We start from the raw sequence: 15507 nt of genomic DNA on the forward strand, positions 1-15507 counted from the left end.
CAACGCGTAAAGACCACGTCCCTTGTATAGGGATGTGGTCTTTTTTGTGTTCAATCTGAAAATATTTACATTTGAAAGGATGGAAAGTGATATGTTAGACATTAAACGATTTCGTAACGAACCAACGTTACTAAAAGACAAAGTTTCAAAACGTGGTATGGACGCAAAAGTAGTGGATGATGTATTAGCACTTGATGATAAGCGTCGTGAACTTATTCGCAGTGCTGAGGAAATGAAAGCGAAACGTAATAAAGTGAGTGGCGAAATCGCTGAGAAAAAACGTAATAAAGAAAATGCAGATGACGTTATTGTAGAAATGCGTAAATTAGGCGATGATATCAAACAATTAGATGCAGATTTAAATAAAGTAGATAAAGAATTAGAAGATTTATTATCACGTATCCCAAATATCATTCATGATGATGTGCCTGAAGGCGATTCTGATGAAGAGAATGTAGAATTAAAACGTTGGGGTACGCCAAGAGCATTTGACTTTGAAGAAAAAGCACATTGGGATTTAGTTGAATCATTACAAATGGCTAATTTCGAACGAGGCGCAAAAGTTTCTGGCGCTAGATTTGTCTTCTTAACTGGGGAAGGTGCTCAATTAGAAAGAGCATTGATGAACTATATGGTAACGAAACATACGACACAGCACGGTTACACTGAAATGATGGTGCCGCAATTAGTGAACGCCGATTCTATGTATGGTACAGGACAATTGCCAAAATTCGAAGAAGATTTATTCAAAATTGAAAAAGAAGGACTTTATACAATTCCAACTGCAGAGGTGCCATTAACGAATTATTATCGTAATGAAATTATTGAGCCAGATGTGTTGCCTGCTAAATTCACTGCCCAATCAGCTTGTTATCGTAGTGAAGCGGGTTCTGCAGGTAGAGATACAAGAGGCTTAATTCGATTACATCAATTCGATAAAGTAGAAATGGTGCGCTTTGAAAAACCAGAAGACTCTTGGAACGCATTAGAAGAAATGACACAACATGCAGAATCAATTTTAGAGGAGTTAGGATTACCTTATCGTAGAGTTATTTTATGTACAGGAGATATCGGTTTTGGTTCAAGTAAAACATATGACTTAGAAGTTTGGTTACCAAGTTATAACGAATACAAAGAAATCAGTTCTTGTTCAAATATTACTGATTTCCAAGCGCGTCGTTCTAACATTCGTTTTAAACGTGATAAAACAGCAAAACCGGAATTAGTGCATACGCTCAATGGCAGTGGCTTAGCAGTAGGTCGTACATTTGCTGCAATTGTAGAAAACTATCAAAATGAAGATGGATCAGTAACAATTCCAGATGCATTAGTGCCTTATATGGGCGGTAAAACAGTTATACGCCCAGTTAAATAGAAAGATGAATTAAAGTTTAAATATCATGATAAACTACGTGAATGTTTAAAATGAGCTTAGCATCATCTAGCTTTAAAAAAGCAGGATTGTAATCTTTGCGAGATTACTATTCCTGCTTTTTTAATTTGGAGAAAGGGTAGGGAGGGATCAATTTAAATGGTTAATCATAGATAATAATACAGAAAAACAGCATTTTACTTAACTATAAGAGGGACGTCTAAAATAATGATTTAAAAATTCTGAAATTAAAACTATTATAAAAACAGCATTTTAACACTTCGGTTAGTCTAACGTAAGACAAGCAGATGTCTAAAAGCATTGAATATATTTTACGAGTCGTATTAAAATAGTCATATTATTTTCTTATTACAAAAACTTTAGGAGGTGGCGTTATGGAAACACATTTAACTTTTAGGCAAGGTGTCAAAGAATGTGTGCCTACATTGTTAGGTTATGCAGGTGTTGGACTTTCATTTGGTATTGTAGCAGTAGCTTCGGGTTTTAATTTACTCGAGATTATTTTGTTATGTTTACTCGTTTACGCAGGTGCTGCACAATTTATTATATGTGCGTTAGTCATTGCTGGGACACCCATTTCTGCAATTGCATTAACTACGTTTATTGTTAATTCAAGGATGTTTTTATTAAGTATGACACTTGCACCAAGTTATAAAGATTATGGTTTTTGGAATCGTATCGGGATGTCTACACTCATTACTGATGAAACATTCGGTGTTGCTATCACGCCACATTTAAAAGGAGAAAAAATTAATGATCGCTGGCTACATGGTTTAAATATCACAGCATACCTATTTTGGACATTTGCAAGTATCGTTGGCGCTGTCTTTGGTAAATACATAACTAACCCCGATGCTTTTGGTTTGGACTTTGCGATTACCGCGATGTTTATATTTTTGGCTGTATCGCAGTTTGATACTATTAAACAATCACAAATTAGGACTTATCTAGTATTAATCGTTTGCGTGATTATACTAATGTTTGTTTTAAGCTTTTTCATGCCTTCATATGTAGCCATTATATTAGCATCCATCTTTACTGCTGCTTTAGGGGTGGTGATTGATAAATGACAACGACCCTACACATGTTATTAATCATCGTGTTATGCGGTGTGATTACTTGGTTAACACGCATCATACCCTTTATATTAATAACTAAAATTAGATTATCGGAAACAATCGTAAAATGGTTATCCTTTATTCCAATCACACTGTTTACGGCATTAATTATAGATGGTGTGTTAGAGCAACATGAAGGAACAATGATCTATAGTATTAATATCCCTTTTTTAGTTACTATGGTGCCAACAATTATTATCGCAGTCATTACACGAAGTCTAACGATGACAATTGTTGGCGGCATCTTGCTCATGGCTATTTTAAGATGGGTATTTTAAATATATGATTGAAGTACATCCCAAAATCCGTTAGAATGACAATAATTAGAAAATTATGAAATTTGAAGTACGCGTGCGTCATTGATGAAGTAAATCACTTTTATATACGTCGTTTTTTTTTAACAATTAAAACTAAATCTTATTTCGAGAAGCAGAGGGACTTGGCCCGATGAAGCTTCAGCAACCGGCTTTTAAAGCACGGTGCTAATACCAACGACTCGTCGAATAATAAGTATTTTAACTTCTTACTTATTATAAATAGGTGAGAAGTTTTTTTACTAGGTAGGAGGTAAATGATGACAAATTATACAGTTGATACATTGGAATTAGGGCCATTTACAACAGAATCAGGTGAAACGATTTTAAATTTGAAATTACGTTATGAGCATGTTGGGTATCAAGGGCAACCATTAGTGCTGGTATGCCACGCATTAACAGGTAATCATTTGACGTATGGCACGGATGATAATCCAGGGTGGTGGAGAGGCATTATAGATGGTGGTTATATGCCTATTCATGACTATCAATTTTTAACATTCAATGTCATTGGGAGCCCATATGGTTCTAGTTCGGCACTTACAGATGCAGACTTTCCTAAACATTTAACTTTACGAGATATTGTACATGCAATTGAATTAGGTATTAAAACGTTAGGGTTTGATCGAATTAATATTTTAATTGGAGGCTCTTTAGGTGGCATGCAAGCATTAGAATTATTATACAACCATAAATTTGAGGTCGATAAGGCAGTTATTTTAGCTGCTACAGACAAAACATCTTCATATAGTCGTGCATTTAATGAAATTGCTAGACAAGCAATTCAATTAGATCACAGCGAGGGTATGAGTATAGCAAGACAACTTGGCTTTTTAACTTATCGTTCGTCTAAGAGTTATGATAGACGCTTTACGCCGGACCAAGTTGTGAATTATCAAAAACACCAAGGTAACAAATTCAAGAAAAACTTTGACCCATTGAGCTATTTAACACTACTGGATGTCTTAGATAGCCATGATATAGATAGAGATCGCAAAGATGTAGATGAAGTATTTGGACGTCTTGATACTAAAGTCATGACGATGGGATTTACAGATGATTTATTATATCCAGATGATTTGGTATATGCGACTGGTGCTCGCTTTAAATACCATAAACACTTCTTTGTACCGGACAATGTAGGACATGATGGCTTTTTACTTAATTTTAATGATTGGGCGCCCAATTTATATCATTTCTTAAAAGTATCCAAATTCAAAAGAAAATAAATATATGGTTACGATGTACGTGGAAAAATAAGACGTCTGGAAGATGGCTTTCTAGTTGATTAAAAGAGTGAAGTGATTGCCTTACCAGGACGTCTTATTTTTATAGCATAACATCAGAAATAAATGAGGCATTTTGGTCAAATTAATGCGTAAAAGTACATTTTGAAGTATTAGTCTATTTTTGAATTTTATAGTTTGAATGGAACTTCTATTAAAAAGGATTGTCAATAATTGTATAAAAGTTTTAAAGAGGTTAAAATAATAAACATAGACAAAATTAGTATAGGAGTGGCGAACTTGTTTTCTAAAATAGATACTAAAGCCACTATACTTAGTGTGATTACGTTAATTATAGTGGCTTTAGCTTTACATATATTACCACCACTTGGGTTGCTGTTAGGCTTATTTGCAACAATTCCAGGTATTATTTTATGGCATAAATCTGTAGAATCATTTGCTTTGACAGCGGTGGTTACAGTTGTGTTAACAACATTGCTGGGTAATATATTCGTGTTAAGCATTATGATCCTCTTGCTTGTAGTGAGTTTTGTAGTGGGTCAATTATTAAAAGAACGTACATCTAAAGAACGTATACTTTATATAACAACAACGTATATTAGTATTATTGCGTTAATTGCATTTATGATGTTACAAGCATTAAAAAAAATACCAAACGCTACATCATTAATTAAACCATTTAAAGACCAGATGTATAGTGTGATTGCTAGCGCTTCTGTAAGCGCAGATTATAAACAAATGTTTGAAGAAACATTCCGCCAATCATCAGTTCAATTACCAAGTTATATTATTATTGGCGTTTTTCTATTAATATTAATCAATTTAATTATTACTTTTCCAATCTTGCGTAAATTCAAAATCGCTACACCCATATTCAAACCATTATACGCTTGGCAAATGAAGCGTTCTGTATTATGGATATATATTATTGTATTAATATGTGTTATGTTTTCAACCGAGCCAAGCGCATTTCAAACTATCGTATTAAACTTTCAAACTGTGTTATCATTATGTATGTATATTCAGGGGTTAAGTGTGATTCACTTTTTCGGAAAGGCAAAATCAATGCCGCCAGCACTTACTATCATTCTAATGGTGGTGGGGACAATTTTAACACCATTAACACATATTGTAAGTCTCCTGGGTTTTGTAGATTTATGCATCAATTTAAAACGTATCATTAAAAAATGATTTGAGGTGGAAGAATGAACCGTCAATCCACTAAAAAAGCGTTGATTTTACCATTTATAATCATGGTATTGACAGCGATAGCGCTTGTAGTCGTTTGGTTTATTTTTAATCAATTGATTGCAGGTATAGCCACCGTTGTTTTACTTGTGATTATTATAGGGACAGCACTGATGGTAAGACAAGCTTTACAAAAACTGGATAGCTATGTAGATAGTCTAAGCGGAATAATTTCAGCAAGTAGCAACACTGCTATTAAAAAGCTACCGATTGGTATGATTATCTTAGATGAAAATGAAAACATAGAGTGGATGAACCAATTTATGTCAGAGCGTTTGGATCGAAATGTTATTTCTGATCCAGTCAACGAAGTATATCCTAACATCTTAAAGCAATTAGAAAAGACACAAGAAGTTGAAATTCAAGAAAATGAATATCACTACCGTGTAAGATATTCAGAAAAAGAACACGTACTTTATTTCTTCGATATAACAGAAGAAGTACACACACAAGCATTATACGAAGCATCTAAACCAATCATTGCCACACTATTTTTAGATAACTACGATGAAATCACTCAAAATATGAATGACACACAACGATCAGAGATTAACTCAATGGTTACGCGTGTGATAAGTAGATGGGCGACAGAATATAATATCTATTTCAAACGGTATAGTTCTGATCAATTTGTCGCTTATTTAAATCAACATATTTTAGATGAAGTTGAAGCGTCTAACTTTAGTATACTAAGTCAATTACGCGAAAAAAGCGTGGGTTACCGTGCACAATTGACGTTAAGTATTGGCGTAGGTGAAGGTTCTGAGAATTTAATCGACTTAGGAGAATTGTCACAATCTGGACTCGATTTAGCGCTAGGGCGTGGTGGTGACCAAGTTGCGATTAAGAATATGAATGGGAATGTGCGTTTCTATGGCGGTAAGACTGACCCAATGGAAAAACGTACTCGTGTCAGAGCACGTGTTATCTCCCACGCATTAAAAGATATTTTAATGGAAGGCGATAAAGTCATTATTATGGGACATACACGCCCAGATTTAGATGCTATAGGCGCAGCGATTGGTGTATCACGCTTCGCTATGATGAATAATCTAGATGCTTACATTGTGTTAAATGATTCGGATATTGATCCGACATTACGCCGTGTAATGGATGCTGTAGATGAAAAACCAGAACTCAAAGATCGTTTCATAACATCAGATGAAGCATGGGATATTATGACATCTAAGACAACTTTAGTGGTTGTAGACACACATAAACCAGAAATGGTCATTGATGAAAATATTTTAAATAAAGCAAATCGTAAAGTTGTGATTGATCATCACAGACGTGGCGAAAGCTTTATTTCTAGCCCATTACTCGTCTATATGGAACCATATGCAAGTTCTACCGCAGAGCTAGTGACAGAATTACTAGAATATCAACCGACAGAACAAAGATTAACACGTTTAGAATCGACGATTATGTTTGCAGGTATTATCGTAGATACACGTAATTTCACATTACGTACAGGCTCAAGAACATTTGATGCGGCAAGTTATTTACGGGCACATGGTGCTGATACAATCTTGACGCAGCATTTCTTGAAAGACGACTTAGATACGTATATTAATCGTACAGAATTAATTCAAACAGTGAAGTTACAAGATCACGGTGTAGCCATTGCGCACGGTTCAGATGAAAAAATCTACCATCCTGTCACAGTTGCACAAGCTGCTGATGAACTGTTAAGTTTAGATGGCGTAGAGGCTTCTTATGTAATTGCTAGAAGAGAAGATAACCTAGTCGGTATGTCTGCCCGTTCGCTTGGTGCAGTTAATGTTCAACTGACAATGGAAGCACTCGGCGGCGGTGGTCACCTGACTAACGCAGCGACCCAATTAAAAGATGTAACTGTCGAAGAAGCAATAGAACAATTACAACAAGCAATAACAGAACAAATGAGTAGGAGTGAAAATACATGAAAGTAATATTTACACAAGATGTTAAAGGCAAAGGTAAAAAAGGCGAAGTTAAAGACGTACCTGTAGGCTATGCAAATAATTTCTTATTGAAGAAAAACTATGCAGTTGAAGCGACGCCAGGTAATTTAAAACAATTAGAAAAACAACACGAAGCTGCTGAAGCTGAGCGTCAACAAGAAATTGAAGATGCTAAAAAATTAAAAGAAACATTAAGTAATATTGAAGTTGAAGTATCTGCTAAAACAGGTGAAGGTGGAAAATTATTTGGCTCTGTAAGCACAAAACAAATCGCTCAAGCTTTACAACAACAACACGATATTAAATTAGATAAACGTAAAATGGATTTACCAAATGGTATCCATGCGTTAGGTTACACAAATGTGCCAGTTAAATTAGATAAAGAAGTAGAAGGTACAATTCGTGTACACACAGTTGAACAATAAAAACGGATTGAGATATGAGGTGTAATCATAATGGATGGAATGTATGAACAAAATCAAATGCCCCACAGTAATGAGGCTGAACAATCTGTCTTAGGTGCCATTATCATAGATCCGGAACTGATAAACAGAACTCAGGAAGTTTTACTTCCTGAGTCCTTTTATAGAGGCGCACATCAACACATCTTTAGAGCCATGATGAACCTCAACGAAGATAATAAAGATATTGACGTGGTTACAATTATGGATCAGTTGTCGTACGAAGGGCGACTAAATGAAGCGGGTGGCCCACAATATCTAGCAGAATTATCTAGTAATGTACCAACAACACGAAACGTTCAATACTATACAGATATCGTTTTTAAACACGCAACAAAACGTAAATTAATACAAACTGCTGATAGTATTGCGAACGACGGTTATAATGACGAATTAGAATTAGATACAATACTAAACGATGCCGAACGTCGTATCTTAGAATTATCGTCGACAAGAGAAAGCGACGGCTTTAAAGATATTAGAGACGTACTTGGAGAAGTATATGAAAACGCAGAATTGCTTGACCAAAATAGTGGTCAAACGCCGGGTATTCCAACTGGTTATCGAGATTTGGATCAAATGACAGCTGGTTTTAACCGCAATGATTTAATTATTTTAGCGGCTAGACCCTCTGTTGGTAAGACTGCCTTCGCACTTAATATTGCTCAGAAAGTAGCTACGCATGAAGACCATTTTTCAGTAGGTATTTTCTCACTTGAGATGGGTGCTGACCAATTAGCAACACGTATGATTTGTAGTTCGGGGAACGTCGATTCCAACCGTTTAAGAACAGGTATGATGACCGAAGAAGACTGGAATCGTTTTACGATTGCAGTAGGTAAATTATCTAGAACGAAGATATTTATTGACGATACACCTGGCATTCGAATTACAGATATCCGTTCAAAATGCCGCCGTTTAAAACAAGAACATGGCTTGGATATGGTCGTTATAGACTATCTTCAATTAATATCAGGTAGCGGCTCGAGATTTTCAGATAACCGACAACAAGAAGTATCTGAAATTTCGCGTACGCTCAAAGCGATTGCGAGAGAGATGGAATGTCCTGTCATTGCACTAAGTCAGTTATCACGTGGCGTAGAACAACGTCAAGATAAGCGACCAATGATGAGCGATATTCGTGAATCGGGATCAATTGAGCAAGACGCCGATATCGTTGCCTTCCTATACCGTGATGACTATTATAATCGTGGCGAAGATGAGGAAGACGACGATGGAGATACGAACTATGAACCTCAAACCAATGACGATAACGGCGAGATTGAAATTATTATTGCCAAACAACGTAATGGCCCAACAGGTACTGTGAAACTACACTTTATGAAACAATATAATAAATTTACAGACATCGATTATGCACATGCAGATATGGGTTAAGAAAAAGAAATAAAATTATTTTTTCCGTACAATAAATAACCAGGTTTATTTATTGTACGGTTTTTGTTTGTGTTTGATTCTTTATTATTTTATGAAGTATGTATTAGCATTTGAAAGAAAAGTCTTTGAAAACCTTGATAACAGTCAGTTTATAGTGTGTTGAGTGAAATTTGGATATTTACCAAAAACTAAAAAAACGTAAAAAATCAATGTTCGATTTTTGTTTGCAATATCGGTTTGGTATTGGTAGAATACTTAATGGTTAATTGAGAAAAACTTGGAGGTGCTCATATGTCATCAATCGTAGTCGTTGGGACACAATGGGGAGACGAAGGTAAAGGTAAAATCACAGATTTCTTAGCTGAACAAGCAGATGTTATTGCACGTTTTTCAGGCGGTAACAATGCAGGCCACACAATTAAATTTGGTGGAGAAACATATAAATTGCACTTAGTACCATCTGGTATTTTTTATAAAGAAAAATTAGCAGTGATTGGTAATGGCGTCGTTATCGACCCAGTCGCATTATTGAAAGAGTTAGACGGTTTAAATGAAAGAGGTATTTCTACAGATAATTTACGTATTTCTAATCGCGCTCAAGTTATTTTACCTTATCACATAAAACAAGATGAATATGAAGAAGAACGCCGTGGAGATAATAAAATTGGCACTACGAAAAAAGGTATCGGACCTGCTTATGTAGATAAAGCACAACGTATTGGCATCCGTGTTGCTGATTTATTAGATAAAGAAACTTTTGAAAAATTATTAAAAGAAAATATTGAATACAAATCAGCCTACTTCAAAGGCATGTTTGATAAAGTATGTCCATCATTTGAAGAAATTTTCGAAACTTATTATGCTGCAGGTCAACGCTTAGCAGAGTTTGTTACAGACACTGCAAAAGTTTTAGATGACGCATTTGTAGCTGAAGAAAAAGTATTATTTGAAGGCGCACAAGGGGTAATGTTAGATATCGATCATGGTACGTATCCATTTGTTACTTCAAGTAATCCTGTTGCAGGTAATGTCACTGTTGGTGGCGGTGTAGGACCAACATTTGTATCGAAAGTTATTGGCGTATGTAAAGCATATACCTCACGTGTTGGTGATGGCCCATTCCCAACAGAATTATTTGATGAAGATGGAGACCATATTCGTGAAGTTGGCCGTGAATACGGTACAACTACAGGACGTCCACGTCGTGTTGGTTGGTTTGACTCAGTCGTGTTACGTCACTCTCGTCGTGCAAGCGGTATTACAGACCTTTCTATTAACTCTATCGACGTGTTAACAGGTCTTAAAGAAGTGAAAATTTGTACAGCATACGAATTAGATGGTAAAGAAATCACAGAATACCCTGCGAACTTGAAAGATTTACAACGTTGCAAACCAATCTTTGAAACATTACCAGGTTGGACAGAAGATATTACAAGTTGCCGTTCATTAGAAGAATTGCCAATGAACGCACGCAGATATTTAGAACGCATTTCTGAATTATGTGATGTTCAAATTTCTATCTTCTCTGTAGGGCCCGACCGTAACCAAACAAACTTATTGAAATCATTATGGTAAGCTACTTAGTTAGATGCCCAAACCTTTAGAATTAAAAATAAAATTTTAAATATACAAACCCCTTGCAAAGGCTATTTCAAATTAGCATATCTGCAAGGGGCTTTTTGTTTAAATATTAGATTGTGTTAAGTGTTGATCACGAAAGTTTAGAATATGATCAACTGCTAATTGATAACCTGTTTTATCACTAGATTGTACAGATTTAACTTTTTTAATATTTTGTTGATAATATGGTAATGCTGCTAGCATGTCCAGCACAGTTTGTTTTAATTGCTCTGGCGTTATATCTTCTGTATTTAATTGACGACCAATATTTAACTTTTCAATCTGCTGGGCGACAACAGGTTGGTCGGCACTTTGCGGAAAAGCTAACATCGGCACGTCCATCAACATAGCTTCGTTTGTACTATTCATGCCTGCATGGGTTAAGAATAAGGCAGTATGTTGTAATAACTCTGTTTGAGGAACGTACTGTGCAACGGTAAAGTTAGATGGTATCATATCAAAATCTTCGAGTTGATTACGATAACCAATTGAAACGACGAATGAAGCATCAATATCTGCTAAAGCCTTAAAGCAATGATTGAAAAAAGTAGCATTTTGGTTGAAAACTGTCCCGAGGGAAATATAAATGACTGGACGCGTTGTATCGATTTGGTCCATAAATCCAGAAACATTAGGTTTAAGTACTGAAGGTCCAACAAATTTATAATCATTTGGATCAAAAGTATCATAATTGATTTGGAAACCTTTCATCACATAAGCAATGTTAATATTTCCCGGGTTATTCATGACTTCAAAACGTGAAGGAACAATGACATTATATGTGCTCTCTACGTGATTTTTTAATACTTCAAATGTTTCGTCAGCTTGTTGGATTTCCTCAGCATTCACGGTAGAAGTTAAATGATTTATAAATGTATCAAATGTTGCTTTTGTATGTGCGAAAGACGAAACAGATGAAACAGATGGTAAATTTAATTTCTGTGCAAGTATATAGCCACAACTAAACATAGAATCATGAATCATATAATCAAAATGTTCATTTTTAGTTTCTCTTAAAATGCGTGGAACAATAATATCTACTGTTCTCAATAAGCCATTAATGACATTAAATAAGTGATGATTTTCATGATGAGTGAATGCACTCATCATAGCTTCTGTAGGTAATGTTCTAATTTCAGCGCCTGTTTCACTTAATTTATCTTTGTACAAATCACTTGCATAATAAACGACTTCTTCGCCACGTTTCACTAATTCTTTAACAACTGCAATGGTTGGATTAACATGCCCAGCAGAACCTGGGTTAACAAATAATATTTTTGCCAATATTGCGCCTCCTTGTATGTTGTGAGGCCGTGACCTCAATAAAGTCTCGGTATCTCGACATCAATATGATATAGGTAGTAGATGATAAAGCGCACTTTTTATACACGAGTTTGGCTCATGAATCACTTACTTACGAAGAGGAGTAGAACTTATGTAAGCACCTTAGCACTTATATCCCCTTTTATGCTTTAGCGATTGATACTTATGCATGGGCTTATGCCTATGTCATCTTTTAGCCATAGCAAAACGTATACATAACCTTGAGCTCGTATAGTCTTCTATAAAGACGAGTAATACTTATATAAGCGATTCATCTTTTGTAACACGTCTTAGTCATCTAGCCTTGGCGGGGCGGCATCATCATTTTAGAAAATGTGACTTTTGCCCTGCTCTGATATAATTTTAGCAAAAGATATTTAAAACAAAAATATTTTGTATTTATTATTTAGATTTTAAAATATAAATGATTTTTAAATAAAGATGAAATGAGTTTATAACCGAAATAACATCCGTTTTAAAAAGATAAATAAGGCGGATAAATACTATTTTATCAGTATTTAATGTTGTTTTCTTACTTTATACATTAATGTTAGAAAATTATACTAAATAAATTTTAAAAATAGCTTGTCATCCTTAATAAGAGTTGATATAATTTATCTTGTGCTTAAGAGAGGCTCCTTGGTCAAGCGGTTAAGACACCGCCCTTTCACGGCGGTAACACGGGTTCGAGTCCCGTAGGAGTCACCATTTTTTTAGGTCTCGTAGTGTAGCGGTTAACACGCCTGCCTGTCACGCAGGAGATCGCGGGTTCGATTCCCGTCGAGACCGTATTGCCCATCCAATAGGATGGGCATTTTTTTATGTGGTTTGAACATAAAACATGTCAAACTTAAACCAGATATGGGAAGTAAACGACTGAGATAAAAATACGCTTATAACAAGCTTTCGAAAAGCGACACTTATTACGTGCTTAAGCTCATGCCATCTTTTATGCATTTTGATAGTGTTTGCCAAGACAGACCAACGCACTCATTTTAGTGAAATATATTTTACTTGGTTACCATCTTGCTATAACGCTTTTTTATACAATTAAAATCAAAAAGGTTAAACTAGAAAGTAATAAGTGGGATAAACGTGAGGTGAGACGATGACTGTAGATCCAAAATTAAAGGATTTAGATATGCTAGATACCATCAGTGAACGACACGGTGAATTACGAAATATTATAGAAACTAAAGCAAACGACATCAATGGCATACACAATTCTAGTTCTGAATGGTATATCATGGCTAAACTATATGAAAGCACATTAACATTTGTAGAAGTAACACAAGCTGTGAATTTAACGAGACAAGCTATTCATAAAGCAATTAAACAATTAGAAGAAAAAGAATTGGTTAAAGTTAAAAATATGACCCATAATAAAAAAGAAAAATGTGTGTCACTGACATATCAAGGTATCAAATGTATAGAACGCTATATGACTTATAAACAATTAATTGAAACACATATTGAAGCGATGATAGGTCCCGAGCAATTCCAGAGTTTTAAAATGATTTTACAACAAGATTGGCAACTCAAAGACTTAAAAGAGAATGACCCTAAATAAATGAAACGAATGAAGTATTGAGCCATTTCATAAAATGTGGTTTCAATACTTTTATTTTAAAATTTATTATCGTCAACTTAGTTGACAATAATTATAAAATTTTGCTACAGTAAGTAAGTTGATTATTCAAGGACATTGCTTTGAAGCAACTAAAATATCTATACATACCAATGAAAATGGCAATGTATAAATTTCAAAATTCAAATTGTGAATGTTCAATCATACAAATAAATTTGAATGGTAATATAGGAATAAGTTATGAACATAGAGGTTTTTAAAAAGAATGATTACTAGTCATATCGTGTACCAATGCATTACGTATACATATTAAGCATTCTTAAGTCTCTCAATGATACTTATACTTCATTTGACCATTAAAAGGAGTATATTAAATGGCTACACAAGTAAAAGTAAAAAATCCAAAAATGTACGCACTCGTACTTATGATTGGTGGATTTATGGGTCTGTTTAGTGAAACAGCGTTAAATATGGCTTTAACAGATATTATGACAGATTTCCAAGTTTCAGCTGCAGTCGTGCAATGGCTTACGACGGGGTACTTGCTCGTAATGGCTTGCTTAGTCCCCGCATCATCTTATTTAATTAAATGGTTTAATACCAAACAACTGATTATTACTGGTATTCTGTTATCATTATTAGGTGTCATTATTGGTGCACTTGCACCGAGTTTCGGATTCCTTTTATTAGGACGTATCGTACAAGCACTCGGTACAGGGATTTTATTACCAATCATGGTAACAGTATTAATGCTTATATTCCCTATAGAAAAACGGGGCGCCGTAATGGGGATCATGGGACTGGTTATTACTGCTGGACCAGCTCTTGGACCAACGCTTTCAGGTGTTATTATTTCTGCTTCAAGTTGGCATTTTATTTTTTGGATTAGTGCTATTTTATATATTATTGTATTATTATTAGCTATTTCGAAGGTAGAAAATGTAGGCGAAATTACAAAACCTAAAATCGATATCATTTCTATTGCTTTATCTACGGTAGGGTTTGCAGGGTTAATTTTTGCATTAAGTTCTTTAGCAGAAGCCTCTTTTACAAATATCATAGTATGGCTACCACTACTTATAGGCGTCGTTGCATTGGCAATCTTTATTGCACGTCAATTTAAAATCGATTCGCCCATGTTAAATTTAAATGTGTTCAAATATCCCATGTTTGTTTTAGGTGCTGTAATGGTTTTTGTAACTATTTTATGCGTACTTTCTATGGGTATCTTACTCCCACTTTATTTAAAGGGCGCTTTGCTATTTAATTCCATTATAGCCGGTTTAATCTTATTGCCAGGTAATGCTATCAATTTAGTATTATCACCTGTGGTAGGGTCTTTATTCGATGGATTCGGCGCAAGATATTTTGGCATTATTGGATTTTTACTGATGTTTATTGCAGCGATGGCCTTTGCATTGATGATTTCAGTTTCTACCCCTGTTTGGGCTATTATTTTAGCGTTTATGGTGCTTTTCTTTGGTATATCTATGGTGATGATGCCAGCACAGACAAATGCTTTAAATCAATTACCTCATCACCTTTACGCAGACGGTTCGGCGACGATTACGACTTTAATTCAAGTGGCAGGTTCAGCTGGTACTGCCATCGCGATTACCATTTATACGACTGCGATGCATGCATTTGGTACAAACCATCCTAATGCTGAACAAGAAGTCATACTGGCGTACGGTATTCAATACGCATGCTTCTTTATTGTTGGATTGACAGTTATCGGATTTATCTTATCGCTGTTCGTTAAAAAACTAAAAAAATATAACTCTATCAGTGATGCATATACAGGATCGAGGCCGTCATGTTTCAGTCATAACTAAAAGCATTAGAATGACAAAA

12 protein-coding genes, 2 tRNA genes, 1 riboswitch and 1 other annotated feature (1 of these 16 running past the window's edge) are annotated in these 15507 nt (G+C 35.1%); of the genes, 13 read left to right on the forward strand and 1 reads right to left on the reverse strand.

All coding sequences use genetic code 11. The annotated features are described in order from the left end of the window. Positions 1-26, forward strand: a binding site (T-box leader); it begins 176 nt to the left of the window's first position. A gap of 65 nt (positions 27-91) precedes the next feature. The 9 genes from serS (at position 92) to BJG89_RS00085 (ending at position 10697) form a co-directional block, all read left to right on the forward strand. Next, the gene (gene serS, locus BJG89_RS00045; protein ID WP_096807947.1) at positions 92-1375 is read left to right on the forward strand and encodes a serine--tRNA ligase; all 1284 of its coding nucleotides are present in this window, start codon (positions 92-94) and stop codon (positions 1373-1375) included. Positions 1376-1767: 392 nt separating this feature from the next. Continuing rightward, positions 1768-2463 (forward strand): AzlC family ABC transporter permease, encoded by a 696-nt coding sequence (locus tag BJG89_RS00050; protein ID WP_096807948.1) that lies wholly within the window; start codon positions 1768-1770, stop codon positions 2461-2463. After that, a complete protein-coding gene (locus BJG89_RS00055; protein WP_096807949.1) occupies positions 2460-2789 on the forward strand; it encodes an AzlD domain-containing protein in 330 nt (109 codons plus the stop codon). The genes BJG89_RS00050 and BJG89_RS00055 overlap by 4 nt, the downstream gene beginning before the upstream one ends. A 136-nt stretch (positions 2790-2925) precedes the next feature. Beyond that, positions 2926-3024, forward strand: a riboswitch (SAM riboswitch). A gap of 61 nt (positions 3025-3085) precedes the next feature. After that, complete coding sequence (gene metX, locus BJG89_RS00060; RefSeq protein WP_096807950.1) at positions 3086-4054, forward strand: homoserine O-acetyltransferase MetX; 969 nt, start codon at positions 3086-3088, stop codon at positions 4052-4054. A gap of 282 nt (positions 4055-4336) precedes the next feature. After that, on the forward strand, positions 4337-5263 hold the full coding sequence (locus BJG89_RS00065; RefSeq protein WP_186330063.1) for a DUF2232 domain-containing protein: 927 nt from the start codon (positions 4337-4339) through the stop codon (positions 5261-5263). Positions 5264-5277: 14 nt separating this feature from the next. Next, positions 5278-7245, forward strand: a complete 1968-nt coding sequence (locus tag BJG89_RS00070) for a DHH family phosphoesterase (protein WP_096807952.1) — start codon at positions 5278-5280, stop codon at positions 7243-7245. Continuing rightward, a complete protein-coding gene (rplI, locus tag BJG89_RS00075) occupies positions 7242-7688 on the forward strand; it encodes a 50S ribosomal protein L9 (RefSeq protein WP_096807953.1) in 447 nt (148 codons plus the stop codon). Before BJG89_RS00070 ends, rplI begins: the two co-directional genes overlap by 4 nt. Positions 7689-7718: 30 nt before the next feature. Next, the gene (gene dnaB / locus BJG89_RS00080) at positions 7719-9122 is read left to right on the forward strand and encodes a replicative DNA helicase (protein WP_096807954.1); all 1404 of its coding nucleotides are present in this window, start codon (positions 7719-7721) and stop codon (positions 9120-9122) included. 291 nt (positions 9123-9413) lie between these two features. Next, a complete protein-coding gene (locus tag BJG89_RS00085; protein ID WP_096807955.1) occupies positions 9414-10697 on the forward strand; it encodes an adenylosuccinate synthase in 1284 nt (427 codons plus the stop codon). Between the two features lie 108 nt (positions 10698-10805). Here BJG89_RS00085 and BJG89_RS00090 read toward each other — a convergent pair whose 3' ends face one another. Beyond that, the gene (locus BJG89_RS00090; protein WP_096807956.1) at positions 10806-12026 is read right to left on the reverse strand and encodes a macrolide family glycosyltransferase; all 1221 of its coding nucleotides are present in this window, start codon (positions 12024-12026) and stop codon (positions 10806-10808) included. Between the two features lie 672 nt (positions 12027-12698). Here BJG89_RS00090 and BJG89_RS00095 point away from each other — a divergent pair. The 4 genes from BJG89_RS00095 to BJG89_RS00110 all read left to right on the forward strand — a co-directional run bounded on the left by BJG89_RS00095 (position 12699) and on the right by BJG89_RS00110 (position 15488). Further along, a tRNA-Glu gene (locus BJG89_RS00095) sits at positions 12699-12773 on the forward strand. An 8-nt stretch (positions 12774-12781) separates the two neighbouring features. After that, positions 12782-12854: transfer RNA gene (locus BJG89_RS00100), tRNA-Asp, on the forward strand. A 319-nt stretch (positions 12855-13173) separates the two neighbouring features. Continuing rightward, positions 13174-13635 carry a MarR family winged helix-turn-helix transcriptional regulator gene (locus tag BJG89_RS00105; protein WP_096807957.1) on the forward strand — a complete coding sequence of 154 codons (462 nt, stop codon included), beginning with the start codon at positions 13174-13176 and terminating at the stop codon, positions 13633-13635. A 392-nt stretch (positions 13636-14027) separates the two neighbouring features. Continuing rightward, entirely contained in the window at positions 14028-15488 is a 1461-nt protein-coding gene (locus BJG89_RS00110) for a DHA2 family efflux MFS transporter permease subunit (RefSeq protein ID WP_096807958.1), read from the forward strand. Positions 15489-15507 lie beyond the last annotated feature (19 nt).

It is taken from the genome of Staphylococcus nepalensis (assembly GCF_002442935.1).
Taxonomy (GTDB): domain Bacteria; phylum Bacillota; class Bacilli; order Staphylococcales; family Staphylococcaceae; genus Staphylococcus; species Staphylococcus nepalensis.

Coding starts and splice junctions, on each gene's coding strand:
- serS (WP_096807947.1), top strand. CDS start 92: ATGTTAGACATTAAACGATTTCGTAACGAACCAACGTTACTAAAAGAC.
- BJG89_RS00050 (WP_096807948.1), top strand. CDS start 1,768: ATGGAAACACATTTAACTTTTAGGCAAGGTGTCAAAGAATGTGTGCCT.
- BJG89_RS00055 (WP_096807949.1), top strand. CDS start 2,460: ATGACAACGACCCTACACATGTTATTAATCATCGTGTTATGCGGTGTG.
- metX (WP_096807950.1), top strand. CDS start 3,086: ATGACAAATTATACAGTTGATACATTGGAATTAGGGCCATTTACAACA.
- BJG89_RS00070 (WP_096807952.1), top strand. CDS start 5,278: ATGAACCGTCAATCCACTAAAAAAGCGTTGATTTTACCATTTATAATC.
- rplI (WP_096807953.1), top strand. CDS start 7,242: ATGAAAGTAATATTTACACAAGATGTTAAAGGCAAAGGTAAAAAAGGC.
- dnaB (WP_096807954.1), top strand. CDS start 7,719: ATGGATGGAATGTATGAACAAAATCAAATGCCCCACAGTAATGAGGCT.
- BJG89_RS00085 (WP_096807955.1), top strand. CDS start 9,414: ATGTCATCAATCGTAGTCGTTGGGACACAATGGGGAGACGAAGGTAAA.
- BJG89_RS00105 (WP_096807957.1), top strand. CDS start 13,174: ATGACTGTAGATCCAAAATTAAAGGATTTAGATATGCTAGATACCATC.
- BJG89_RS00110 (WP_096807958.1), top strand. CDS start 14,028: ATGGCTACACAAGTAAAAGTAAAAAATCCAAAAATGTACGCACTCGTA.